Genomic DNA, 22,964 nt, shown 5'->3' on the forward strand with positions numbered 1-22,964 from the left:
GCGGGCGGCAGGCCGCTGACAGTCCGGTGTCAGCGGGGTGTGGTTGAGTGGCGCGCACCACACCCTGGGGAGGACAAGATGACCATGATCGACCACGGTGCCGCCGCCGCCCGGATGACGGAGCTGCTCGCCCGCGTCACCGATGCGCAACTGGCCGGGCCGACGCCGTGCGCGAACTACCGGCTGGGTGACCTGATCGAGCACATCGGCACGCTCGCGCTCGCCTTCACCCAGGCCGCTGGCAAGCAACCCAGCGAGGACCTGGTGCCCGACGGCGACGCCGCCCGGCTCTCGCCCGATTGGCGCGGCACCATCGCGGCGCAACTCGGCGAACTGGTCGTGGCCTGGCGGGATCCGGCCGCCTGGACCGGCATGACCAAGGCCGGGGGCTTGGACATGCCCGGCGAGATGGCCGGGCAGGTCACCCTGAACGAGCTGATCGTGCATGGCTGGGACGTGGCCCGCGCCACCGGTCAGGACTACCTGGCCACGGACGCGGAGGTGGCCGCGGCGCTGGTCTTCGTCGAGCCGTTCTCCGGACCGGAGGGCACCGAGGGGTTGTTCGGGCCCGCGGTGGAGGTGGCCGGGGACGCGTCCCCGCTGGACCGGCTACTCGGACTCAGCGGCCGGGATCCGCGGTGGGCGCCTGCGGGCTGAGTGCCAGGGGGTGATGTCGCGCCCGGCGGAAACCGGGTGTGGTGCGCACTGGCGTCAAATCGTCCACTGTGGACGTCGTGGCCACCGTGCGCGGCAGCCGGTTCCCGCTGGTGGCGACCTGGGCATCGGGGTTGGCCAGGGCGGTCGCGGCAGGCGGTCGGCGCGGCGGACCGAAGGTAGCCCGATCCCGGCTGGGCAAAGGATTTCTTACGAGAATCTGTCCATTGTGTGCGGGCAATCCTTTGCATGGATTGTTGGGGTCGAAACGAGGCGCGCGGTTAATGTAAGGTGTGAAATAAGTCCGACGGACCAGAATGCAGCCGGTGAAACCGCCGTCTTCACCGGCTGCATTCGTATATGTGAACTATTGGCTCGCGAGTGTCGCGTGCATCTCCCAGAGGAGAATCTCGGCGTCCTCGGTGGCGGTGATGCGCTGGCCGCCGGTGGCGGTGAATCGCACCGCGTCACCGGTCGCCAGCACGCCGGAGTCTTCCAGTGTGACCGCCCCGCGCGGCACGAAGAGGTGCAGGAACGGGGCTTCCGGCAGGGTCACGGACTGCCCGGGACTGAGCCGGGCGGCATGTAGTGCGGCGTACTTGTTCTTGATCCGGATCGCCGACTCGCCCTGGTGCCGATCCATTCCGGAGGCAACCGGAACGAGGCCGCCGGCGAGCAACTGGTCGTCGATCTCCAGTTGCTCGTAGCCCGGCGTGATCCCCGATTCGTCCGGTACCACCCACATCTGCACGAAATGCACCGGATCGACATGTTCGACCCCGCCCCGCAGGCGCCAGGAGTCGTTCTTCTCCGAGTGCAGGATGCCGCTGCCCGCGCTCATCCGCTGGGCCAGGCCGGGGTAGATCACCCCGGAATGACCGGTGGAGTCCTGGTGCACGAGCGAACCGCGCAGCACCCAGGTGACGATCTCCATGTCCTGGTGCGGGTGGGTGTCGAACCCGGTGCCCGGACTGACCACGTCGTCGTTGTTGACCAGCAGCAGTCCGTGGTGGGTGTTGGCCGGATCGTACCTGCGCCCGAAGGAGAAGGAATGCTTCGAGTCCAGCCAGTCGATCTTCGTGGCCGACCGGTCGCGAGCGCGCCGGATATCGGTCCGGGGACTCAGCGTACTCGTCATCCTTCTTTCCTTTCGAGTCAGTCGTCCGATGTGGACTGTCCGAAGCGGACGGTCAGGCGGCGCGGACCGCGGAGACCTCGAACTCGAGCACGATCTTGTCGCTGACCAGCACGCCGCCGGTCTCCAGCGCCGCGTTCCAGGTGATGCCGAAGTCCTTGCGGGAGATCGTGGTGGAGCCCTCGAAACCGGCCCGGACGTTGCCGAACGGGTCCTTGGCGGTGCCCTCGAAGGTGAAGTCGATGGTCACCGGGCGGGTGACGTCCTTGATGGTCAGGTCGCCGGTGAGCGCGAAGTCCTCGCCGTCCTGGGCCACCGAGGTGGACACGAACTGGATCTGCGGGAACTTCTCCAGCTCCAGGAAGTCGCTGCCGCGCAGGTGCTCGTCGCGCTGGGCGTTGCGGGTGTCGATGCTGTCGGCCTTGATGGTCACCACGACCGAGGAGTTGGCCGGGTTGTCGCCGTCGACCTTGATCCGGCCGTCGAACTCGTTGAAGGCGCCGCGGACCTTGGTCACCATCGCGTGCCTGGCCACGAAACCGACCCGGCTGTGCGCGGCGTCGATCGCGTAGTCGCCGGTCAGCTCGCTGAGGGAGAGGGTGGAGGTCATGGTGTGCTCCTTGGTTCAGGTCTGGCCACGTCGGCTGGTTGACGTGTCATCTACATCCTGCACAACCGATGTTGATGTGTCAACTATTCCGCTAGACTGGGTGCCGTGACCGACACCCGATGGCTCGATGACTCCCAGCAGCAGGCCTGGCGCGCCTTCATCCGCGTGCACGCCGAGCTGACCGTGCGCATCGCCCGCCAGCTCCAGGCCGAATCGGACCTGTCCCTGGCCGAGTTCGAGGTGCTGGTGAACCTGAGCGAGCTGCCCGAGCCGCGGATCCGGGTGCTGGAACTGGCCAAGCAGCTGAACTGGGAGAAGAGCCGGGTCTCGCATCAGCTGGGCCGGATGCAGAAGCGCGGGCTGATCGCCAGGGCGGGCTGCGAGGAGGACCGGCGCGGCTCGTTCATCGAGCTGACCGAACAGGGCAGGGCGGCGATCGAGGGCGCGGCGCCGGGGCACGTGGCGGTGGTGCGACGGCTGATGTTCGACGCGCTGGACGACGGCCAGGTGCGCGAGCTGACCGCGCTGTGCGAGCAGATCCTGACCAACATCGAGACCGCGAACTGCCCCAAGGAGTAACCCCGCCCACAACGGCCAACACTCCAATAACTCTCCGAGTGTTGGCCGTTGTCGTACGCCGAGTTGGCCATTGTGGACGCCGAGTTGGCCGAACTCGTACGCCGGGTTGGCCGTTGTGGGACGCCGTAGGCACTGCGGTCGGGCGAAGCCCGGGACAGGCGGCGGGGGTGGCTTTTCGAAAACCTTCCCTGAGCGGTTCCCCATCCCCGTCAGCCTGGAGAGGACACACCGCATCCTGGGCAAGCGGCCTGCAACCTGCTTCCGCGTGCCCGCCCAACCGCAACGGGCCGCTTGCCCAGGATGTGGTTTGGTATCGGAGGGCTGACGGGGATGGGGAACCGCACACGAGCACTGCTGTTGCTCTTCGTCTTTGCTCTTGTTCTTCCCCCCATCCTTTGATTCCTGCCCGTCCGGCGAGGACGCCCTTGATCTTCGCTCTTGACTGTCCACCCGAAGATCAAAAAAGGATGGCCTCGCCGGCCGGGCAGACCACCGGAGGGGTGGGGCAGATCAAACCCCGGGACGAGCAGGTTGCGGGGCGGGGATTGGGCTGCCGGAGCTGGTTCCAGCGTGGCTCCGAGGGCTCGCGTGTTCTCCGCACAGCCTTCCGCCAGCCAACCACACCTCACCGAGCGGCCCCCGTCGCGTTGGGAGGCTAGGGCGGCGGCAGGTTGCAGGGGCCACTCGGCGAGGTGTGGTCTGCATGCTCCAGGCCGTACGGAGAACACGCGAGAGCCCTCGTCGTGGGGGTTTCACCCCTCCGCCCCGTCCCGCCCCGTCCCACAACGGCCAACGTGGCGTACGAGTTGGGCCAACTCGCCGTCCATAACGGCCAACTCGCCGTCCATAACGGCCAACACGCTGAATGGGGTCAGGTGAGGTGGTGGGCGGCGAGGGTTAGGGCGGTGCTGGCGGCTTGCGGGGTGGGGGCCGGGGTGGTGAGGGCGGTGGTGGCCTGGTGGAGGTCCGGGTCGCCGGTGAGGTCGGCCAGGATGGCCAGGACGGTGGCCAGCAGGGGGAGGTTGCCGCGCGCCGCCGCTACCGTGAATGCCTCTGTGAGCAGGCGTTTTGCAGTTTCGGGGTGACCTGTGGTTAGTTCGATGCGGGCCAGGGTGGTCTGGGATCGGCAGCGCAGTTCCTCGGTGGCGAACGCGCCGGGTGGGCTGGCGGCCAGGGCCTGTGCGCAGAGCGTGCGGGCCGTATCGAGGTCGCCGGTACGGCGGGCCAGTTCCGCCTGACCGAGTTGCGCGGTGGCCACCCAGTCCGGCGCCCCGGCCTGACGTCCCAGGATGGCGACCTGGGTGAGGTCGGTGTGGGCGGCGGTCAGGTCGCCGTGGTCGAGGTGGCCCGCGGCGCGGCGGTTGAGCAGGTCCGCGGCTTCCTCGGTGGCGCCCAGTTCCTGGGCCAGGGTGATGGCTTCGGCGTACAGCTCGTGCGCGTGGTCCCGGTCGCCGCGGCGTTCGGCGAGCGGGGCGAGGTCGGCGAGGGCCTGGATGGTGGCCCAGCGTTCGCCCAGGGCGCGGAACCTGGACAGCGCGGTGCGCAGGTGGGTTTCGCCGGTGACGGTGTCGCCGCGGTAGACCGCGACCACGCCGGTGCTGAGGTCTCGCAGCGCCCGGCTCCACGGGTCGGCGGTGAACATCGCGCTGTACTGGCGGGCGGTGGCCTCGGTGTCCGCGGGCGGCCCGGCGACCACGGCCCACAGCACCCAGAGCAGGGGCTGCCGGGGCGCGCTGGTGCGGGCTTCCATCACCCGGCGGACCTCGGCCAGGTGCGGGCGCAGGTGCGTCTGGTCCGGGGTGCCGAAGGCGGTGGTCAGCACGCAGAGTGCGTACTCATCCGCCAGGTCCGGCGCGGCGGTGGCACCCAGCTGCCTGGTCAGCGGGCCGGTGAGGTGGGCGCCCTCGGCGCGGCGGCCGCGCAGCCACCAGTACGGGGCGAGCGCCGCGGTCAGGTGCAGCGCGGTCGGCTGGTCGGTGTCGATGGTCCAGCGCAGGGCGGCGACCAGGTTGTCGTGCTCGGCGTCCAGCCGGGCCAGCCAGTCGAGCTGCTCGGCGCGCAGCAGGCTGGGCGATGCCTGCTGGGCCAGGGCCAGGAAGTGCTGGGCGTGCGCGTGCCGGAGGCGGGTGGTCTCGCCGGCGTCGGCGAGGCGTTCGGCGCAGAACGCGCGGATCGTCTCCTGCATCCGGTAGCGCTCGCCGTGCCTGGTGACCAGGGACTTGTCCACCAGGCCGGTCAGCGCGCCGAGCAGGTCGGCACGGCGCAGACCTCGGTCAGCGCGGGCAGGGTGGCGCCACCGGCGAACACGGTGAGCCGTCCGGCGAGCACCCGCTCGGGGCCATCGAGGAGGTCCCAGCTCCACTCGACCACGCCGCGCAGGCTGCGGTGCCGGGCGGCGGCGGTGCGTTCGCCCCTGGCCAGCAGGCCGAAGCGGTCGTCGAGGCGGGCGGCGATCTGGGCCACCGGCAGGGTGCGCACGCGGGCGGCGGCGAGTTCGATGGCCAGTGGCAGGCCGTCCAGGGCCTGGCAGATGCCCTCGACCAGGTCCGGGTGCGCGGCCGGGTCGTGGCCGGGGTCGGCGGCGCGGGCGCGGTCGGTGAACAGGGCGGCCGCGGCCAGGGGTTCGAGGCTGGGCACCGGGTGGCGGGCCTCGCCGGTGATGCCGAGTCCCTCCCGGCTGGTGGCCAGCACGCGCAGGGCCGGGTTGGCGCGCAGCAGGTCCGCGGTCAGCTCGGCGACGGGCTGGATGAGGTGCTCGCAGTTGTCCAGCACCAGCAGGGGTGGCCGATCGGCCAGCGCGGCGCGCAACCGGTCGAGTGGATCCCGCGCGCCCTCGCGCGCGCCGAGCGCGGCCAGCAGGGCGCGGGGCAGGTCGGCGCCCTCGGTGAGCGGGGCCAGGGCGAGGAAGCAGGCCGGGGTGTCCGCGGCGGCCTCGATGGCCAGCCGGGTCTTGCCCGCGCCGCCGGGACCGGTGAGGGTGACCAGCCGGTGCTCACGCAGCAGGGCGCGGACCCGGGTGAGTTCGTCCGCGCGGCCGATGAAGCTGGTGAGCTGGGCTGGCAGCGGGGTGACCCGCCGGTCGTCGCCGCGTAGCGCGAGCCGGTGCGCCTCGGCGAGTTCGGCTGACGGGTCGGCGCCGAGTTCCTCGGCCAGCCGGGTGCGGGCCTGCTCGAAGGCAGACAGGGCTTCGGCGGGGCGGCCGTCGGCGAGCTGGGCGCGGATCAGCAGCGCCCACAGGCGTTCCCGCAGCGGGTGCGCGCCCAGGTGTTCGCGCAGGGCCGGGACCAGGCCGGGGCGGCCCAGGGCGAGCGCGGCCCTGGCATGGTCCTCGATCGCGGTCAGGTGCAGTTCGGGCCAGCGGCTGGGACCGAGTTCGGCCGGTGGCTCACCGCGCCAGAGGGCCAGCGCCGCGGTGAGGTTTTCCTCGGCGGCCAGGTGTTCGCCGCGGTCCAGGGCGGCGCGGCCGTCGGCGGCCAGTGCGGCGAACCGGTGGGCGTCCACTGTGGACGGGTCAACGGCCAGCCGGTAGCCGGTCGGGTGGAACTCGACCAGTCCGGGGCCGAGCACCCGGCGCAGGCGGGAGACCTGGGACTGCAACGCGTTCGCCGCGCCCTCGGGCGGGGTGTCGGCGTAGAGGCCGTCGAGCAGTGCCTCGGCTGGCACGATCCGCCCGGCCTCGGCGGCCAGCAGCGCGAGCAGGGTGCGGACCTTGGGGCCGCCCAGGTCGACCGGGGTGCCGTCGTCCTGGTGGGCCTGGACCGGGCCGAGGAAACCGAAGCGCATGCTCAGCAGTCGGCTGGCAGGTGTTCGGCGGCCCACTTGGCCAGCGCGTCCAGCGCGGGCAGCAGCGCCGCGCCGCGGGGACTGAGGTGGTAGGAGACCGACAGCGGCGGCCCGTCCTTGACCTCGCGCCGCACCAGTCCGGTGGCGGCCAGTTCGGTGAGCCGGTCGGACAGCATGGAGTCGCTGATCCCGCCGATGGCCCGGCGCAGTTCGGCGAATCCGGCCGAGCCGGTGGCCAGGGTGCCGATGATCACCCCGTTCCAGCGCTTCCCGAGCAGCCCGAACACCCGGACCAGCGCGCCGTCGCAGCTCCGGTGGTCGGGACAGTCCTCGGCCATGCCCTCCAGGGTAGTGCGCCGCCCTCTTATCGGGCTTCGCGATAACAGTGATCATGATCGACTTGTTTCCGCAGGGCCGGTGCGGCGGCAGGATGACCCGTGCAGGTGAACCGCAAGGGGTTGGCGCGAAGGGGTCAAGCGTGATGTCTCTTCCCGGACGGTGACGCCCCGTGACGACCTCGGAGTCACCGGTGCGCTGAGCAGCATGTCCGTGCGTTCAGCCACCCGGAACCGGTGCTCTCCGTCATCCCGGAGGCCATCGCGCCGACGGCCCCCAGCCGCCGGCGGATGTGCGTGCCGGCGCACCGGCCTGCCACGTCCCGCCCGTCGTGGTAGGCCGGTGTCGTGCCGAACGTGACAGGACCAGCCCGTGCTTGACCCGGTGTGGTTGCGGAGTTTCCTCACCGTCGCCGAGACCGGCGGGTTCACCGAGGCGGCCCGGCGGCTGTGCATCGGCCAGTCCACGGTGAGCCAGCACGTGCGCAGACTGGAGCAGGTCACCGGCAGGCAGCTGTTCGTGCGGGACACCCATTCGGTGACCCTGACCGGCGACGGTGAGGCGCTGATCGGCTTCGCGCGCAACATCCTGGACCAGGAACGCCTGGCCATGTCCTATTTCGCCCGCCCGGAACTGCGCGGCAAGATACGCCTTGGCGTCTGCGAGGACCTGGTGCTGGGCCACCTCCCGGCCACCCTGCAGCGTTTCCGGGAGACCTATCCGCTGGTGGACCTGGAACTGACCGTCGAGCTGAGCAGTGTGCTGCACGACCGGCTGGCCGCGGGCGGCCTGGACCTGGTGCTGGCCAAACGCCGCACCGAGGCCGACGGCCACCTGCTGTGGCGGGAACCCCTGCTGTGGGTGGGCAGGCCGGGGCTGCGGCTGACCAAGGACGAGCCGATCCCGCTGGTGCTGTACCCGGAACCCAGCCTGACCAGGGCGCGGGCCCTGGAGGCGTTGCGGGCCTGGGGGATGCAATGGCGGATCGGGTGCTGGAGCGACCGGTTGAACGGGTTGCGGGCGGCCGCGCTGGCCGGACTGGGGGTGGCGGTGTTCGCGCGGTCGGTGGTGCCCGAGGGGCTGGTGCCGGTGGAGGCGGATCTGCCGCCGCTGGCGGAGGTGGATTTCGCGGTGCTGGGCGGGCGGCGGGCCGGGTATGGGCCTGCGGCGGCGCTGACGCAGCTGATCACGACGGCGCGCTGGCCGTAGGGCGCGGTCGGGCCGGGCTGGGCCGGGCGGGGCTGGGCTGGGCTGGGATCGCGGTGGCGGCGAGACGCGGCCACCGCGATCGCTGGTGCTGGGCGGAGCACGGCCGCGGGTGGGGCGGAGCGATGGCCGCGAGCACCGGCGCGGGAGCTGAGCTGTTCGGCTCAGGCGTCCAGGACCTGGCCTGCCCGGCTGACCACCGGGGGCAGCACCGACCAGGGGAAGTTGATCCACTTGTCCGTGTGCCGCCACACGTACTCGCATTTCACCAGTGAGTGCGGCTTCTCGTAGATCACCGCGCAGCGCACGTCGGCCACGTGGTCGGCGCAGAAGTCGTGCACCAGTTTGAGCGTTTTGCCGGTGTCCGCGACGTCGTCGGTGACCAGCACCTTCGCCCCGGACAGGTCGATGACGTTGGGCACCGGCGGCAGCATGACCGGCATGTCCAGGGTGGTGCCGACGCCGGTGTAGAACTCGACGTTCATCACATGCAGGTTCTTCACCGCCAGCGCGTAGCCCAGGCCGCCTGCCACGAACAGGCCGCCGCGGGCCACGGACAGGATGATGTCCGGGGCGTAGCCGTTGTCGGCGATGGTCTGCGCGAGGTCGCGGATCGCGTCCCCGAACAGGCTGTAGGTCAGGTTCTCCCGGTCCTCCGGTGCTGCCGTCATGCCGGCAATCCTCGCTCATCCCAGGCGAGTCGGCGCAGGGTGGGCTCCGCGCCGCGCACCCGGTCCCGGCCCGCGCGTTTGGCGGCCAGCAGGCCCGCGTCGGCGGCCAGCACCAGGTCGGCCAGCCGGGTGCGGGTGCCGGGGCGGTGTTCGGCCAGGCCGATGGACACGGTCAGGTCGGTGATGGTGCGCGGGCCGCGCACGGTGCGGGCCGGGACCTGGAGTGCGCGCACCTCGGTGCGCAGCGCGCCGGCCAGGCCGGCCGCGGCGGCCAGGTCGCCAGCGGGCAGGAAGGCCAGGAACTCGTCGCCGCCGTGGCCGCCGTAGCGGCCGAGCACCGCGCCCGCGCCGCCCGGGTCGGCCTCGGTGACCTGGCGCAGCACCGAGGCCACCGCGCGCAGCACCCGGTCCCCTGCCGGGTGGCCCAGGGTGTCGTTGACCCGTTTGAAGTGGTCCAGGTCCAGCAGCACCAGCGCGGCGGGTTCGTCCCGGCGGCGGGCCGCGGCCAGTGCGCGACCGGCCTCGGCGTCCCAGCCCCAGCGGTCCAGCAGTCCGGTGAGCTTGTCGGTGGCCCAGGCTCGTGGCTCGTGTCCACAGGAGCGGCAGCGGGCCGAGGGCCTGCTCTGTCGGTGGTTCATCCCGGTGGCACCCATGTTCGTTGGGACCAGGCGGCGAGGGACCTCGCGGGTCGGTGGGATTTCACGGTCCCTCGCCGCCTGGGGTGGACAGACGTCGGTTGGGGGGACTGCCGGACGTCTATCCGGTCTGCGGGCTGGGCAGCTCGACGGGCGCCGATTCCACCGTGGCCAGCGCGGACATGCCTGCCACGGTGTGCTCGATCATCCGGCTGAGCTGGGCCAGCAGCTGGGCCCGGCCCGGCCGCCGGTGTTCCAGCCACCAGTGGCAGACCGCCTGCACCATCCCGGCCAGCGCGTAGCGCACCGGGTCCGGTGGCGGGGACGGGCGCAGGCCGGGGATCTCGCCGAGCACGTCGGCCAGCGCGGCGATGATCGGATCCGGGGCGGTGGACTTGCCGCTGGCCGCGTTGCTCATGGTGAACCGGTACAGCCACTGGTGTTCCATGATCACCGCCAGGTATGCCTCCACCGCGCCGTGGATCCAGCGTTCCCGGACGCCGACCCCGCGCAGCTCGGCCAGCGCGGGTCGCAGCCGGGCCAGCATCAGCTCGGTTGCCCGCTCGCCCGCGGCCTTGAGCAGGCCTGCCTTGTCGTAGAAGTAGTGGTACAGCAGGGGTTTGCTCACCCCGGCCGCGGCGGCGAGCTGGTCCATGCTGATCCCGGCCCCGTGCGTGGTGATCACCCGGATAGCGGTTTCCACCAGCTCCGCCCGCCGTGCGGCCGGGGCCATCCGCCTGCGCCGCGGCCCGCACGGGCGGCGGACCGTGCTGTGCTCCAGGGGAGTGTCCATCGTTCCTCCGCGCTCGGCTGCCTGTCTGCCCCAACAGAGCTGGTCGGCGGCCCGGTGGATACCGGGTAGCGCCAACTTTTTCGCGCTGCGCGATCACGTGTATCCGCTCCGCCACTGACCGGTCTCTGTTCCGGTGAGACGAAGGGGTGTGATCGCGATGGCTGGATCCGGGAGAACAACGTCCACTGTGGACGTCGCGGTGGTCGGTGGCCGGGTCGCGGGCGCCGCGCTGGCGGCCAGGCTGGCCAGGGCCGGGCTGCGGGTGGCGGTGTACGAGCGGGCCGTGGAGATCGGGCCGACGCTGTCCACGCACATCCTGCACGGCACCGCGGACCTGCGGGCCGAGGGCGTCTACGACGACCTGGTCGCCGCCGGGGTGCCGCCGCTGCCCGAGGTCCAGGTGCGCCTGGACGAGCTGCGGCTGACCTTCCGGCATCCGCACGATCCCGGGCTGTGCCCGCCGCGGGAGCTGTTGGACAACCTGCTGCTGGAGCGTGCGCGGGCGGCGGGCGCACTGGTGCATCTGGGACAACCGGTGGTCGGACTGCTGCGGGTGGCCGGCCGGGTGGCCGGGGTGGAGGTCGCGGACCGGGACGGGCGGGTGCGGCCGGTGCACGCCCGCCTGGTCGTCGGCGCGGACGGGCGCAGCTCGCCGGTGGCCCGCTGGGTGCGTGCCGCGCAGTACCTGACCTTCCGCAGCGGACGCGGTCAGGTGTGGCGGTACTACCGCGGTAAACGGCTGCCCAGGGTGCTGTTGTGGCACCGGGTCGGCGCCCGGCTGGCGCACATCCTGCCCACCGGCGCGGACGAGTACTACCTGTGCGCGCAACCGCCGGTGGGCGATCCGGTGGACTTCCGGCGCAGCGGACCGGAGGCGTTGCTGCCCTGGGTGGCGCAGGTCAGCCCGGAGATCGCCGAGCTGGCCAGTGGCGGCGAGCCGGTGGGCGGACTGCGCCGGATGAGCGGCTATCCGTGTTTCTTCCGCCAGCCCTACGGACCGGGCTGGGCCCTGGCCGGGGATGCCGGACATGCCAAGGACGCCACCATCGGCCACGGCATCACCGACGCGCTGCGCAACTCCGCCGCCCTCGCCGAGGCTCTGCTGTCCACTTGGGACGATCAGCGGGCCCAGCCGGATCGGTTGCGGCACTGGGCACAGCGGCGGGACGCGGCCGAGCTGGCCAACTTCTGGTACAGCCAGGAACTCGGCGACGCGGCCCCGGTCACCCCGTTGCGCAAGGCGGTATTCCGCGGTCTGGGCGCCACCGGCATCCGCAGGCTGGACGAGGTGATGGCGGACAAACGGGCCGCGGACACCCTGCTCACCGCGACCCGGCTGGCCCGCGGCGCGCTCAGCCAGGTCCTCGCCGGTGTGCCGGTGCCAGCGGTGGCGCGGGAGGCCGGCGACCTGCTGCGGCTGTCCCTGTTGCGGCGCAAGGCGTTCCGCGAACGCGCGGCCGAGGCGCCCAGCCTGTCCGGGGAACTCGCCGGGGCGCTCCGATGAGCCTCGTGCGCACCTCGCCCTGGGGCGCCGGACTGCCGGTGGCGCCCACCCTGCCGCCGCTGACCGGCAAACATCGCGCGGACATCGTGGTGGTGGGGGGCGGGATCGCCGGACTGTCCCTGGCGCACCGGCTGCGGGAGGAACTGCCCTCGGCACGGATCGTGTTGCTGGAGGCGGTGGTGGTCGGCGGCGGCGCGACCGGGCACAGCACCGGACTGGCCAGGCCCGGCGTGTGGGGTTCGATGCGGTTGCTGCGCAAGCGGGTCGGACCCGCCGCGGCCGACTCGCTCACCCGCGCCTCCCTGGAGGGCATGGCAGCCTTGCGGGAACTGGTCACCAGCGAGGGCATCGACTGCGATCTGGTGCGGGGCCGGATGTATCAGCTGCCGGTCACCGCCCAGCACGTCCAGCGGTACACCGGCGACCTCCCGGACCTGAACCGCCTGGGTATGCGGGCCGACTGGCTGTCGCCGGTCGAGGCGGCGGAAACCCTTGGCCTGCAAGGGGGTTTCGGGGCGTTGCGGGTCGCGCCGCTGTACCAGCTCGACCCGCTGCGGCTGTGCCGGGGACTGCGCGAGGTGCTGCTGGCCCGCGGGGTCGAGGTGTACGAAGGATCGCCGGTGCGCTCGGTCGAACCGGGGGAGCGGGTGCGGGTGCGCACCGACCGGGGCGAGGTGGACGCGGCCCAGGTGGTGCTCGCCATCGACGGCTACACCCGCGCGGCCGGACTGGTGCGGCTGCCCATCGTCCCGTTCCGCTCCCAGGCGCTGTGCACCGAACCGCTTTCCGCCGCCCAGCTCGCCGGACTCGCGTTGCGGCCGGGGGATCTGGTGCTGGACTCGCGGGCCTTCTTCAACTACGTGCGGCTCAGTCCGGACGGCCGCCTCATCCTTGGCGGCGGCCGCGCCGCCAACCCGCGCACCATCCCCGGCGCGCAACCCCGGGTCGCCGGCGGCACCTGGCGACGGCTGGAACGTGAGCTGCGCCAACTGTTCCCGGGTCTGGACGGGGTGCGGATCGCCCGGTCCTGGGCCGGGGTCAGCGGCGCCACCCCGGACTGGATGCCGATCGTCGGGCAGGTCGGGCCGGGGGTCTGGTTCGCCGGTGGCTGGAACGGCCGCGGCATCGCCCCCGCCCTGCACTCCGCGGGCTGGCTCAGCGGCCAGCTCGCCGCCGCCCTGCACGGCAAACCCCTGCCCCCGCCCACCGTGCCCTGGCACCGCGGCGGGGCCACCCCCGCGCCGGTGTTCGACCGGTTGCGTTACCCGCTGCGCCAGACCTTCCTCCAGCTGACCGACCGACGTTCGCTGCACACCGGACGTTGCGCGCCGCTTCGCTTCGGCCGCAACGGGAAATGAGTGTCCACAATGGAAAGATGTCCCGTCCGGCCGGATCCGGCCGACGCCGCGTTGTTCGACGCGGACTACCAGCGCGACCCCTACCCGTCCTACGCGCGGCTGCGCGCGGTGTCCCCGGTGCGCTACGTGACCCTGCCAACCGGGCTGACCGCCTGGCTGATCACCGGGTACGAGGAGGTCCGGCAGGCGCTGACCGATCCGTTGCTGAGCAAGGAAAGCCGCTACGACGCCGAGTCCACCGACGGGCTCTCGCCGAGCATGGGCGCCAGCATGCTCAACCTGGACCCGCCCGACCACGACCGGTTGCGCAGACTGGTGGGCAGCGCGTTCACCCGCCGCCGCATCGACGCCCTGCACGACAAACTCGCCGACAGCGCGGACCGGTTGATCGACGAGTTCGCCGCGCGCGGACAGGCCGATCTGATGCGGGACTTCGCGTTGCGGCTGCCGGTGGGAATGATCGGCGAACTGCTCGGCGTGCCCGAGGAAGACCGGGACGCCTTCTTCGAGCTGGCGCACGACTACGTCGGCTTCACCCCGGAGACCAGGGACCGGGCCGCCGCCGCGCTGGCAGGCCTGAACGAGTACATGGCCAAGCTCATCGCGGCCAAGAAGAACGAGCCCGGCGACGACCTGATCAGCGCCATGGTCGCGGCCAGGGACCAGGAACAGCGGCTCACCGATGAGGAACTGCTGGCCAACGCGCTGCTGCTGTTCCTGGCCGGACACGTCACCACCGCCGGGCTGATCGCCAACGCCACCCTCGCGCTGCTGCGGCACCCCGACCAGCTGGCCGCCTTCCGCGCGAACCCGGAACTGGTCAGCAATCTCGTTGAAGAGGCACTGCGGTTCGAGGGACCAGCCGAGCTGTCCACCATGCGCTGGGCCAAGCAGGACACCGTGATCGGCGGGGTCGCGGTGGGCAAGGGCGAGCGGGTGCTGGTGTCGCTGGGCGCGGCCAACCGGGATCCACGCCGGTTCACCGACCCGGACGCCTTCGACCTCTCCCGCGCCGACGCCAACCAGCACCTCGGCCTCGGTCACGGCAGTCACTACTGCCTGGGCGCGCAACTGGCCAGGGCCGAGGTGCGCACCGCACTGGGCCGGTTGTTCGCCCGGCTGCCCGATCTGCGGCTGGCCGCGCGACATGAGGACCTGGAGTGGATGCCCGGCATCGGCCGCGCCCCGCTGTCCCTGCCCATCGTGTTCACCCCGGAAGGCTGAGGCGTGGATCCACGCAACCTGTTCGAGACCCGCACCACCTACCGCCTGCTCCGGCTGGAATACCTGGCCGCGCTCGGCCTGTGCACCGCGCTGTTCATCACGCACTGGGCCGAGGTGCGGCTGATCCCGGCGCTGATCCTGTTCGCCTACATCGACGTCATCGGCTACCTGCCCGGCCTGATCGCCTTCCGCCACAGCAAGAGTGGCAAGATCCACCGCGGTTTCTACGTGGCCTACAACCTGGCACACAGCTTCGTCACCGCCGGACTCGTCGCCCTGCTGTGGGCCTGGCTGGTCCGCCCGGAGTGGGCGCTGCTGGCCATCCCGATCCACCTGTGCGGCGACCGCGGCCTGCTCGGCAACTTCCTCAAACCGTTCGCCGTGTCCTTCGAGCCCACCCCGCACCCGGCCTACATCCGGCTCGCCGCCGCGGTGTCCGGGCGGGCAACGTGACCACCACCGCCCTCGACCTGTTGCGTGCGCACGGCCGCAGCTCCAGCGCCTTCCTGGCCTACAACCAGGACACCGAACACTTCCAGCCCCCCGGCCTCAACGGCCTGGTCGCCTACCGGCCCGCGGGCCGCAAACACCTGGTGCAGCTCACCGGACCGTGCGCGGCCGAGACCGACCACCCCGCACTGACCGCGGCCTTCCGCGAGTTCGCCGCCCGGCAGGGCCGTCGGATCACCGCGGTGCAACTGCTGCGCGAGGAAGCCGCGGCCTGCGCCGACCTCGGCTACGCGGTCAACCAGCTCGGCGCCTCCTTCAGCATCGACCTGGCCCAGTTCACCCTGCGCGGCGGCAAACTCGCCGAAACCCGCAACCGGCTCTCCCAGGCCCGCCGCGCCGGAGTGGTGGTCACCGAGGAGTCCACAATGGACTCAGCGTTGGCCGTGCTGCTGGCCGCGATCGACCAGGTGTGGTTGCGGGCCAAGGGCCGCGCGGTCAAACAACTCGGCTTCATGGTCGGCGAACGCGGCGGCCGGGGTGCGGAGCATCGCAGGCTGTTCGTGGCCAGGGCGGCCGGGCGGATCGTCGCCTACATCTCGTTCTCCCCGGTGTACGGTCCGCGACCCGGCTGGCTCTACGACCTGACCCGCCGCCATCCGGAAGCACCCACCGGCGCGATCGAGTCGATCATCGCGGCCGCGGCGGAGGTGTTCAGGGACGAAGGCGTGGGCTGGCTGCACCTGGGCTTCACCCCGTTCGTGCAACTGCACCCGGAACATCAGATTCCGGGCGCGGACAACGGAATCCTGCGTCGGCTCATGCGACAGGTGGCCGGGCGGGAACGGTGGCTGTACTCCGCGCGCACCCAGGAACGCTTCAAGACCAAGTGGGCGCCGCACCACATCGAACCGGAGTACCTGGCTTTCGAGCACGGGCTGAGCCTGGGCGCGGGCTGGCAACTGCTCCGGTTGATCGGCGCGCTGTGATCGGCACCGGCGGTATCCAGACGGCTCCGCGGAGGCACTGTATGAGTGACACCCTCCGCCCACAGCTCGCGACGAGGCGTGGTGAGCAGTTCAACCGAGCGACCACTTGTTGCGAAAGAGGCGTGGCGCGCAGCGACACGGCGGGCCGTTAACCAGCGGCGGGGTACCGATTTTTCGCGTTGCCTTGTCGTGTGCCCGACGCATCCGAAGCTTGCTTCGCGTGCGGCGGGTACACGACAAGGCGACTCAGAGCGAAAAATCCCGCGTGCGGAGCACGCCAATCCAACACTGAGAGGGATATCCGATGAGGCCTGCGGTTCCGGTGCCCACTTATCTGTCCTATGTGGCCGGAGAGGAGATTGACTCCGACCGCTACGTCTACACCGTGGGCGCGCGGCCGATCCTCACCGACCTGTTCGGCAGCCTCACCCTCAAGCGGCGCCTCGAACAGGGCCAGCTCGACCCGGCCACCGTCGCGGACCGGGTGGTCGGGCGGTGCGCGCTCGCCGATGAGGACACCATGGCCGCCGCCGTGGCCGCCGCGGCGGCGGCCGCACCAGCCTGGGGCGCGACGCCGTTGGCCACCAGGGTGGAGTTGGCGCTCGCGTTGCGGGAGCGGATTCTGGTGGGGCACAAGGAACTGGTGGATGTGCTCATCGCCGAGGGCAATCCGCGGCCGCTGGCCGAGTGGCAGGTGGCCGGGATGTTGTCGGTGGCCAGCGAGGAGACGGTGGGCTGGCTGGCCGGGCAGCTCGAACAGGAGTTCCGGCACGGGGATCGGCGATTGTTGTTGCGGCGCAGGCCCGATGGCGTGGTGTGCGTGAACCCGCCGCAGAACGCGCCTGCCACCAGCGCGTTGTTCGGGGCGACCGCGTTGATGGCGGGCAACACCGTGGTGGTGCGGGCGCCGCGCAGTGCGCCGTTCGGCGTCATGTACGTGCTGCGCGAGTACGTGGTGCCCGCGCTGGCCGATGTCGGGGCCCCGCCCGGGGTGCTCAACGTGTTCTGTGGACGGCCCGGACCCGCGTTACGGGGCTGGCTGGCCGATCCCCTGGTGGACGACATCTTCTACACCGGCGGGGTGGAACGCGGCCTGGAACTGGAACGGGACTGCATCGCGGCCGGGAAGAAACCGATCCTGGAACTGGCAGGCAACGACTGTGTGGTCATCTGGAAAGACGCCGACCTGGACCTGGCGGTGGAAGCCCTCACCGAATGCTTCTACGGTTCCGGGCAGATCTGCATGGTGCCCAACCAGGCCGTGGTGCACCCCGACATCGCGGACGAGCTGATCGCCAAGCTGCACACCGCGGTCACCGCGCTGCGACCCGGCTACCCCGACGAACCCGATGTGCTGCTCTCCCCGGTACTGCGGGCCGAACGTTTCGGCACCGTGGTCGAGGACGCCCTCGCCCGGGGCGCCCAACTGATCTGCGGCGGCGGGCGCCTGGAGGTCGACGGCGAACTCTCCGAGACCGGGCCGTTCCTCGCGCCCACCGTGCTGCGGGTGGACGGACTGGACACCTCCAGGGAACTGACCGCGGTGCGCGAGGAGACCTTCTTCCCGCTGCTGCCCGTGGTCGTGCCCGCACCGGCGCCCGACGAGGACCTGCTGGACCAGATCCTCACCTTTGTCGACAGCAACCGGTACGGCCTGCGCAACTCGTTGTGGGCCAAGGACAAAGCCGTCATCGAGCAGTTTCTGGCCAGGGTCGGCAACGGCGGGCTGCTCAAGGTCAACGACTCGCACATCGGGTTCCTGCCCTACCTGCCCACCCACGGCGGCACCGGACTCACCGGCGGCGCCTTCGGCGAGGCCAACTACCTGGTGCTGCGCACCACCCACCTGCAGGGCGTGTCCGTCGCGGAGAACGTGCGGCCCAGTGCCGCGGTGTTCGAGGCGTACACCCGCATCACCCAACCAGGAGCGTGAATGGATCTACAGTTCATGGCCGCCGACCGGGACGTCTGCGACGAACTCGCCCCCGGCCTGCGCGCGGAACTGGCCGGGCTCAGCCTGGCCGAACGGGAGGCCGACGACGGCAAGGCCATCCAGCTCTTCCGCGCCTGCAACGGCTCCAACCTCGTGGTACCCACCGAATACGGCGGCAGCGGCGGCACCGCGGTGCAGGCCATGCACGTCATGCGGGCCCTGGGCGCGCTGGCCCCGTCCATGGCGGTGGCCACCATGATGCACCACTTCTCCGTCGGCACCCTGTACTCGATGACCGCCGCCATCGGCGATCAGGTCAGCCTCGATCCCACGCTGCTGCACCGGATCGCGGCCGACCGGCTGCTGCTGGCCTCCGGGTTCGCCGAAGGCAACACCGACCAGGACATCCTGCGCCCCACCCTGCGCGCCGAACGCGTGGACGGCGGCTACCTGGTCAACGGCGGCAAAAAGCCGTGCAGCCTGTCCCGGTCGATGGACCTGCTCTCCGCCAGCGTGGCCGTGCCCACCGGTGACGGCCAGTCCGACTTCGGGCTGATCCTGATGCCCGCCTTGACCACCGGTCTGTCCGTGCACCCGTTCTGGTCCACCTTCGCACTGGCCGGGGCGGAAAGCCACGAGGTGCGGCTCACCGACGTCTTCCTCGCCGAGGACCAGCTCGTCCGCACCACTCCAGAGCTGGCCGGACGGATGCTGGAACTCCAGATCCTCGGCCTGATCTGGTTCCAGCTCAGCGTCTGCTCCGTCTACAGTGGACTCGCCGGGGCACTCGTGCACCGGGTGCTGCACCGGAGCCGGGGCAGTGCCGCGGACCGGGCCGCACTGCTCATCCGGCACCAGTCCGCCGCCCTGCTCACCGAGGGCCTGGCCCGGCGGATCGACGCCGGCGACACCGGAGTGGACACCCTGGGCGCGGCCCTGGTCACCCGGCACACCGTGCAACACCTGGTCACCAGCACCGCCTCCCTCGCCGCGGAACTGCTGGGCGGCATGGCCTTCATCTCCGCAGGCGAGGTGGCCTACCTGGTCGCCGCCGCGCACGCGGTCGCCTTCCACCCGCCCTCCCGGGCCAGCACCCTGGACACCATCCTCGGCCACCTCACCTCGGCCAGGGACGCGGCATGACCCTGGACACCACCGACCGCGACGCCGAATTCGAGCGCACCGCCGCCACCTACCGCAATCACCTCAGCCGCGGCCGCGCCGCCCTGGGCGAACTGTTCGGCCGCGAGCTGGAACAGTCCGCCACCGGGGCCTGGGTCCGCACCAGCCGCGGCCGGGAACTGCTCAACTGCGGCGGCTACGGCGTGCTGCTCATGGGCGCCCGGCACCCCAGGGTGGTCGCCGCGGTGCGCACCCAGCTGCACACCCTGCCGGTCTCCGCCAAACTCCTGCTCGAACCCAGCGCCGCCAAGGCCGCCGCCGCACTCACCGCGATCGCACCATCCACAATGGACAAAGTGCACTTCGCCTGCTCCGGGGCGGAGGCGGTGGAAACCGCGATCAAACTCGCCCGCACACATGGCCGCACCCACCTCATCTCGGCCACCAACGGCTACCACGGCAAAACCCTCGGCGCGCTCAGCGTCACCGCCCGCGGCGTGTTCCAGGACCCGTTCCGGCCACTGCTGTCCGGGGTCTGCCACGTGCCCTACGGCGATCCGGCCGCCCTGCGCAAGGAACTCGCCGCACACGAAGGCCGGGCCGCGCTGATCCTGGAACCCGTGCAGGGCGAGGCGGGCGTCATCCTGCCGCCGGCCGGATATCTCACCGAGGCGCACCGGCTGTGCCGGGAGTTCGGCGCCTTCCTCATCCTGGACGAGGTGCAGACCGGCCTCGGCCGGCTCGGCCACTGGTGGGGCGCGGACCGCGAACAGATCGTGCCCGACGTGCTGGTGGTCGGCAAAGCCCTGGGCGGCGGCGTCATGCCGGTCTCGGCGGTGCTGGCCACCGAATCCGCCTTCCGCGCCTTCGACCGCGACCCCTACCTGCACACCTCCACCTTCTCCGCCAGCCCACTGGGCATGGCCGCGGTCTGCGGCGCGCTCACCGCCATCCAGGAGGGCGGCCTGGTCGAGGCCGCGCGCAAGCTCGGCGAACGCATCCGCGGCGAACTCTCCTTGATCTGCAAGGACATCCTCGGCACCCGGGTGCGCGAGGTACGCGGCGCCGGACTGCTCATCGGGGTCGAGTTCAGCGAACCCGGCCTGGCCGCCGACCTGCTCGCCGAACTGATGGCCGCCGGGGTCATCGCCAACCACTCCCTCAACTCCGGCCAGGTGCTGCGCCTCACCCCGCCCGCCATCCTGGAGGAGTCCGAAGTGGACTTCCTGCGCGGCGCCTTCGCCACCGCGGCCAAGGCGGTGGCGGCATGAGACGCGTGCACCTGCTGGCCGAGGTCCCCGGCGCCACCCCGGCGCAGGCCTTCGCCCTGCTCACCGACTTCGGCCGGTTCCCGGCCATCGCCGAGGAAGTCCGCTCGGTCGAGGTCTTCCCCGGCGACCCCCGGCACTCCGCCTGGGAGGTCACCTTCCGCCGCGGCCGGTTGCGCTGGCGGGAATGGGAAAAACTCGACCCGGCCACCACCAGCGTCGAATTCGGCCAGACCGACGGCGACTTCGAGCACTTCCGCGGCGCCTGGCGGATCACCGAGCTGGACGCCGGCTGCGCGGTGGACTTCCAGGTGGACTTCGACTTCGGCATCGACAGCCTCGCCGAGGCCATGGACCCGGTGGCCGAACGGCTGCTCCGCCGGGTCATGCGCTCCGTCCTGAGTGGACTCTTCGGCGCCGGCGCCCAACTGCACGACCTGCCCGCACACCCTGGTGAAAGGAATCACCCATGACCGCCCTGCTCGACCAGCTCACCGCCCTGCTCACCACCCGCTTCGGCGTGCCGCCCGAGGAGGTCCGGGCCGAGGCCACCTTCGCCGACCTCGACCTGGACTCACTCGCCCTGGTCGAACTGGGATTGGTGACCGAGAAGGAGTTCGGGGTCAGGGTCAAGGACGACGAAGTGTCCACTTCGGACACCCTGGCCACCATCGCCAAGCTGATCGAGTCCAAGCGCGAGGCCGCCTGATGAGCGGCATCGCCGTCACCGGCCTCGGGCTGGTCACCTCCGCCGGGATCGGTGTCGAGGCGAGCTGGGCGCGCATCCTGCGCGGCGAGTCCACCGCCAGCCCGGACCCCAACCTGGCAGGACAGGTCAGCGATTTCAGCTGCCGGGTGCCCGATTTCGACGCCGACGCGCAGCTGGGCCGCCGCACCGCGTGGCGGCAGGAACGCTGCGCGCACCTGGCCAGGGTCGCCGCCCGCGAGGCCATCGCGGACAGCGGCCTGGACCCGGCGAGCTGGAACGGGGCCAGGGTCGGCGTGGTGGTCGGCAACTCCCTCGGCGGCACCATGACCTTCGAGCAGCAGTACGAGATCCTGCGCCTGCAAGGGGAATCCCAGGTCACCCCGATGCTGATCCCGATGGCCGGGGTCGGCTCACCCACCGCCTGGCTCACCCTGGACCTGGGCGCCCGCGGCCCCAACCTCGCCCCCGCCACCGCCTGCGCCTCCGGGGCCACCGCGCTCGGCGTGGCCAGGGACTGGCTGCGGTCCGGCATCTGCGACGTGGTCATCGCCGGCGGTGCCGAATCCGCGTTGTCCCCGCTGATCATGGCCGGGTTCGGGCAACTCGGCGCGCTGTCCACCCGCAGCGAGGACCCGGGCACCGCCTCCCGGCCCTTCGACGCCGACCGGGACGGCTTCGTCGCCGCCGAGGGCGCGGGCATCCTGGTCCTCGAACGCGCCGAGGACGCCCAGGCCCGCGGGGCGCGAGTGCACGCCCGGCTGGCCGGGTACGGCGGATCCTCCGACGCGCACCACATCACCGCCCCGCACCCGCACGGCGACGGCGTGGAACGGGCCACCCTGGCCGCGCTCGCCGAGGCCGGACTCACCCCCGGCGATATCGGCCACGTCAACGCGCACGGCACCTCCACCCCGATGAACGACGTCATCGAGGGCGGGCTGATCAACCGGCTCTACGGCGACCAGACCCCGGTCACCTCGGTCAAGGGCACCCTCGGCCACGCCCTCGGCGCGGCCGGTGCGATCGAGGCGGTGTGCACGGTGCTGTCCGTGCGCGACGGCATCATCCCGCCCACCGCCAACCTCGACCGGCAGGACCCGCGGATCGAACTGGACATCGTGCACAAGGTGCCCCGGCAACTGGACCTGCGGGCCGCGGTCAGCAACTCCTTCGGGTTCGGCGGCGCCAACGGCGTGATCGTGGTGACGCGTGACTGAGAAACTGCTCTCCGGCAAGAAGATCCTCGTCACCGGCGTGCTCACCGAAAGCTCCATCGCCTACGGGGTGGCGAAACTGGCCCAGGAACACGGGGCTGAGGTGGTGCTCACCGGCTTCGGCCGCGGCTTCGGCATCACCGCCGCGATGGCCGCGAAACTCCCGGTCCCCTGCGATGTGCTGGAACTCGACGTCACCAAACCCGAGCACCTCGACGCGGTGGCCGACGCCCTCGACCAGCGCTGGGGCCGCCTGGACGGCGTGCTGCACTCGGTCGCCTTCGCCCCGCCCAGCGCGCTCGGCGGCGGCTTCCTCACCGCGGACTGGGCCGAGGTGGCCACCGCACTGCACATCTCCACCTACTCCTTCGCCGCCTTCGGCCGGGTCTTCGGCCCGCTGCTGGCCAAAGCCGAACACGGATCCCTGGTCGGCCTGGACTTCGACGCCAGCCTGGCCTGGCCCGGCTACGACTGGATGGGCGTGGCCAAGGCAGGCCTGGAAAGCTGCTGCCGCTACCTCGCCCAGGCGTTGGGACAACAGGGAACCCGGGTCAACCTGGTCGCCTGCGGTCCACTTCGGACACTCGCCGCCCGGGGCATCGGCGGGTTCGACCAACTCGACCAGGTGTGGTCCAACCGGGCCCCGCTGGGCTGGGACCACACCGACACCGAACCGGTGGCCAGGGTCGTCTGCGCGCTGCTCTCGGCCTGGATGCCCGCGGTCACCGGGGAAATCCTGCACGTCGACGGCGGGGCGCACGCGGTCGGCGCCGCCCCCGAGAGGAGCTGAGCCG

At 71.5% G+C, this 22,964-nt stretch carries 23 protein-coding genes; 15 read left to right on the top strand and 8 right to left on the bottom strand.

What is annotated here, in order from left to right; genetic code table 11:
* The first annotated feature begins 78 nt into the window (after positions 1–78).
* Positions 79–657, top strand: coding sequence for a TIGR03086 family metal-binding protein (locus ACTOWY_RS25040; protein ID WP_441312113.1), 579 nt, complete (start codon positions 79–81; stop codon positions 655–657).
* A 364-nt stretch (positions 658–1,021) separates the two neighbouring features.
* On the opposite strand, the gene ACTOWY_RS25045 is transcribed toward ACTOWY_RS25040, so the two are convergent.
* Together ACTOWY_RS25045 and ACTOWY_RS25050 are read right to left on the bottom strand one after the other, a co-directional pair.
* Complete coding sequence (locus tag ACTOWY_RS25045; protein ID WP_441312114.1) at positions 1,022–1,792, bottom strand: pirin family protein; 771 nt, start codon at positions 1,790–1,792, stop codon at positions 1,022–1,024.
* A 52-nt stretch (positions 1,793–1,844) separates the two neighbouring features.
* Positions 1,845–2,399, bottom strand: coding sequence for a YceI family protein (locus tag ACTOWY_RS25050; protein WP_441312115.1), 555 nt, complete (start codon positions 2,397–2,399; stop codon positions 1,845–1,847).
* A 105-nt stretch (positions 2,400–2,504) separates the two neighbouring features.
* Between ACTOWY_RS25050 and ACTOWY_RS25055 the strand changes: the two genes are divergently transcribed.
* On the top strand, positions 2,505–2,978 hold the full coding sequence (locus ACTOWY_RS25055) for a MarR family winged helix-turn-helix transcriptional regulator (protein ID WP_441312116.1): 474 nt from the start codon (positions 2,505–2,507) through the stop codon (positions 2,976–2,978).
* A gap of 871 nt (positions 2,979–3,849) precedes the next feature.
* Here ACTOWY_RS25055 and ACTOWY_RS25060 read toward each other — a convergent pair.
* The 3 genes from ACTOWY_RS25060 to ACTOWY_RS25070 are packed head-to-tail and all read right to left on the bottom strand — an operon-like array spanning position 3,850 to position 7,099.
* The gene (locus ACTOWY_RS25060) at positions 3,850–5,205 is read right to left on the bottom strand and encodes a hypothetical protein (protein ID WP_441312117.1); all 1,356 of its coding nucleotides are present in this window, start codon (positions 5,203–5,205) and stop codon (positions 3,850–3,852) included.
* An 8-nt stretch (positions 5,206–5,213) separates the two neighbouring features.
* Positions 5,214–6,761 carry a BTAD domain-containing putative transcriptional regulator gene (locus ACTOWY_RS25065; RefSeq protein WP_441312118.1) on the bottom strand — a complete coding sequence of 516 codons (1,548 nt, stop codon included), beginning with the start codon at positions 6,759–6,761 and terminating at the stop codon, positions 5,214–5,216.
* A gap of 2 nt (positions 6,762–6,763) precedes the next feature.
* Entirely contained in the window at positions 6,764–7,099 is a 336-nt protein-coding gene (locus ACTOWY_RS25070; protein ID WP_441312119.1) for a winged helix-turn-helix transcriptional regulator, read from the bottom strand.
* A gap of 370 nt (positions 7,100–7,469) precedes the next feature.
* Here ACTOWY_RS25070 and ACTOWY_RS25075 point away from each other — a divergent pair, with 370 nt between their 5' ends.
* Positions 7,470–8,306 (top strand): LysR family transcriptional regulator, encoded by an 837-nt coding sequence (locus ACTOWY_RS25075; RefSeq protein WP_441312120.1) that lies wholly within the window; start codon positions 7,470–7,472, stop codon positions 8,304–8,306.
* Between the two features lie 161 nt (positions 8,307–8,467).
* Here the strand turns inward: ACTOWY_RS25075 and ACTOWY_RS25080 are convergent, their stop codons facing one another.
* The 3 genes from ACTOWY_RS25080 to ACTOWY_RS25090 form a co-directional block, all read right to left on the bottom strand.
* Positions 8,468–8,974, bottom strand: a complete 507-nt coding sequence (locus ACTOWY_RS25080; protein WP_441312121.1) for a phosphoribosyltransferase — start codon at positions 8,972–8,974, stop codon at positions 8,468–8,470.
* Positions 8,971–9,612 (bottom strand): GGDEF domain-containing protein, encoded by a 642-nt coding sequence (locus tag ACTOWY_RS25085; protein ID WP_441312122.1) that lies wholly within the window; start codon positions 9,610–9,612, stop codon positions 8,971–8,973. Before ACTOWY_RS25085 ends, ACTOWY_RS25080 begins: the two co-directional genes overlap by 4 nt.
* A gap of 118 nt (positions 9,613–9,730) precedes the next feature.
* Entirely contained in the window at positions 9,731–10,402 is a 672-nt protein-coding gene (locus ACTOWY_RS25090) for a TetR/AcrR family transcriptional regulator (protein WP_441312123.1), read from the bottom strand.
* 157 nt (positions 10,403–10,559) lie between these two features.
* Here ACTOWY_RS25090 and ACTOWY_RS25095 point away from each other — a divergent pair, with 157 nt between their 5' ends.
* From ACTOWY_RS25095 to fabI, 12 genes are all read left to right on the top strand, one after another.
* Positions 10,560–11,906, top strand: a complete 1,347-nt coding sequence (locus tag ACTOWY_RS25095; protein ID WP_441312124.1) for an NAD(P)/FAD-dependent oxidoreductase — start codon at positions 10,560–10,562, stop codon at positions 11,904–11,906.
* A complete protein-coding gene (locus ACTOWY_RS25100; protein ID WP_441312125.1) occupies positions 11,903–13,264 on the top strand; it encodes an NAD(P)/FAD-dependent oxidoreductase in 1,362 nt (453 codons plus the stop codon). The genes ACTOWY_RS25095 and ACTOWY_RS25100 overlap by 4 nt, the downstream gene beginning before the upstream one ends.
* A gap of 9 nt (positions 13,265–13,273) precedes the next feature.
* Positions 13,274–14,488 carry a cytochrome P450 family protein gene (locus ACTOWY_RS25105; protein WP_441312126.1) on the top strand — a complete coding sequence of 405 codons (1,215 nt, stop codon included), beginning with the start codon at positions 13,274–13,276 and terminating at the stop codon, positions 14,486–14,488.
* Between the two features lie 3 nt (positions 14,489–14,491).
* Positions 14,492–14,941, top strand: a complete 450-nt coding sequence (locus tag ACTOWY_RS25110) for a hypothetical protein (protein WP_441312127.1) — start codon at positions 14,492–14,494, stop codon at positions 14,939–14,941.
* A complete protein-coding gene (locus ACTOWY_RS25115; protein WP_441312128.1) occupies positions 14,938–15,924 on the top strand; it encodes a phosphatidylglycerol lysyltransferase domain-containing protein in 987 nt (328 codons plus the stop codon). Before ACTOWY_RS25110 ends, ACTOWY_RS25115 begins: the two co-directional genes overlap by 4 nt.
* Positions 15,925–16,228: 304 nt before the next feature.
* Positions 16,229–17,857 carry an aldehyde dehydrogenase family protein gene (locus ACTOWY_RS25120; protein WP_441312129.1) on the top strand — a complete coding sequence of 543 codons (1,629 nt, stop codon included), beginning with the start codon at positions 16,229–16,231 and terminating at the stop codon, positions 17,855–17,857.
* Positions 17,858–19,000 carry an acyl-CoA dehydrogenase family protein gene (locus ACTOWY_RS25125; RefSeq protein ID WP_441312130.1) on the top strand — a complete coding sequence of 381 codons (1,143 nt, stop codon included), beginning with the start codon at positions 17,858–17,860 and terminating at the stop codon, positions 18,998–19,000.
* On the top strand, positions 18,997–20,250 hold the full coding sequence (locus ACTOWY_RS25130) for an aspartate aminotransferase family protein (protein WP_441312131.1): 1,254 nt from the start codon (positions 18,997–18,999) through the stop codon (positions 20,248–20,250). The genes ACTOWY_RS25125 and ACTOWY_RS25130 overlap by 4 nt, the downstream gene beginning before the upstream one ends.
* Complete coding sequence (locus ACTOWY_RS25135) at positions 20,247–20,720, top strand: type II toxin-antitoxin system RatA family toxin (RefSeq protein WP_441312132.1); 474 nt, start codon at positions 20,247–20,249, stop codon at positions 20,718–20,720. The genes ACTOWY_RS25130 and ACTOWY_RS25135 overlap by 4 nt, the downstream gene beginning before the upstream one ends.
* Complete coding sequence (locus tag ACTOWY_RS25140; RefSeq protein ID WP_247757952.1) at positions 20,717–20,956, top strand: acyl carrier protein; 240 nt, start codon at positions 20,717–20,719, stop codon at positions 20,954–20,956. Before ACTOWY_RS25135 ends, ACTOWY_RS25140 begins: the two co-directional genes overlap by 4 nt.
* The gene (locus ACTOWY_RS25145) at positions 20,956–22,173 is read left to right on the top strand and encodes a beta-ketoacyl-[acyl-carrier-protein] synthase family protein (protein WP_441312133.1); all 1,218 of its coding nucleotides are present in this window, start codon (positions 20,956–20,958) and stop codon (positions 22,171–22,173) included. The genes ACTOWY_RS25140 and ACTOWY_RS25145 overlap by 1 nt, the downstream gene beginning before the upstream one ends.
* Complete coding sequence (fabI, locus tag ACTOWY_RS25150) at positions 22,166–22,960, top strand: enoyl-ACP reductase FabI (protein WP_441312134.1); 795 nt, start codon at positions 22,166–22,168, stop codon at positions 22,958–22,960. The genes ACTOWY_RS25145 and fabI overlap by 8 nt, the downstream gene beginning before the upstream one ends.
* Positions 22,961–22,964: the final 4 nt, after the last annotated feature.

This window comes from Crossiella sp. CA198 (genome assembly GCF_052078295.1).
Taxonomy (GTDB): Bacteria; Actinomycetota; Actinomycetes; order Mycobacteriales; family Pseudonocardiaceae; genus Crossiella.

Excerpts from the sequence above, each read along its gene's own strand:
- ACTOWY_RS25065 (WP_441312118.1), bottom strand. The coding sequence starts at position 6,761 with ATGCGCTTCGGTTTCCTCGGCCCGGTCCAGGCCCACCAGGACGACGGC.
- ACTOWY_RS25120 (WP_441312129.1), top strand. The coding sequence starts at position 16,229 with ATGAGGCCTGCGGTTCCGGTGCCCACTTATCTGTCCTATGTGGCCGGA.
- ACTOWY_RS25090 (WP_441312123.1), bottom strand. The coding sequence starts at position 10,402 with ATGGACACTCCCCTGGAGCACAGCACGGTCCGCCGCCCGTGCGGGCCG.
- ACTOWY_RS25085 (WP_441312122.1), bottom strand. The coding sequence starts at position 9,612 with ATGAACCACCGACAGAGCAGGCCCTCGGCCCGCTGCCGCTCCTGTGGA.
- ACTOWY_RS25095 (WP_441312124.1), top strand. The coding sequence starts at position 10,560 with ATGGCTGGATCCGGGAGAACAACGTCCACTGTGGACGTCGCGGTGGTC.
- ACTOWY_RS25135 (WP_441312132.1), top strand. The coding sequence starts at position 20,247 with ATGAGACGCGTGCACCTGCTGGCCGAGGTCCCCGGCGCCACCCCGGCG.
- ACTOWY_RS25040 (WP_441312113.1), top strand. The coding sequence starts at position 79 with ATGACCATGATCGACCACGGTGCCGCCGCCGCCCGGATGACGGAGCTG.
- ACTOWY_RS25050 (WP_441312115.1), bottom strand. The coding sequence starts at position 2,399 with ATGACCTCCACCCTCTCCCTCAGCGAGCTGACCGGCGACTACGCGATC.
- ACTOWY_RS25100 (WP_441312125.1), top strand. The coding sequence starts at position 11,903 with ATGAGCCTCGTGCGCACCTCGCCCTGGGGCGCCGGACTGCCGGTGGCG.
- ACTOWY_RS25145 (WP_441312133.1), top strand. The coding sequence starts at position 20,956 with ATGAGCGGCATCGCCGTCACCGGCCTCGGGCTGGTCACCTCCGCCGGG.
- ACTOWY_RS25045 (WP_441312114.1), bottom strand. The coding sequence starts at position 1,792 with ATGACGAGTACGCTGAGTCCCCGGACCGATATCCGGCGCGCTCGCGAC.
- ACTOWY_RS25070 (WP_441312119.1), bottom strand. The coding sequence starts at position 7,099 with ATGGCCGAGGACTGTCCCGACCACCGGAGCTGCGACGGCGCGCTGGTC.
- ACTOWY_RS25140 (WP_247757952.1), top strand. The coding sequence starts at position 20,717 with ATGACCGCCCTGCTCGACCAGCTCACCGCCCTGCTCACCACCCGCTTC.
- ACTOWY_RS25105 (WP_441312126.1), top strand. The coding sequence starts at position 13,274 with ATGGAAAGATGTCCCGTCCGGCCGGATCCGGCCGACGCCGCGTTGTTC.
- ACTOWY_RS25130 (WP_441312131.1), top strand. The coding sequence starts at position 18,997 with ATGACCCTGGACACCACCGACCGCGACGCCGAATTCGAGCGCACCGCC.
- ACTOWY_RS25125 (WP_441312130.1), top strand. The coding sequence starts at position 17,858 with ATGGATCTACAGTTCATGGCCGCCGACCGGGACGTCTGCGACGAACTC.
- ACTOWY_RS25080 (WP_441312121.1), bottom strand. The coding sequence starts at position 8,974 with ATGACGGCAGCACCGGAGGACCGGGAGAACCTGACCTACAGCCTGTTC.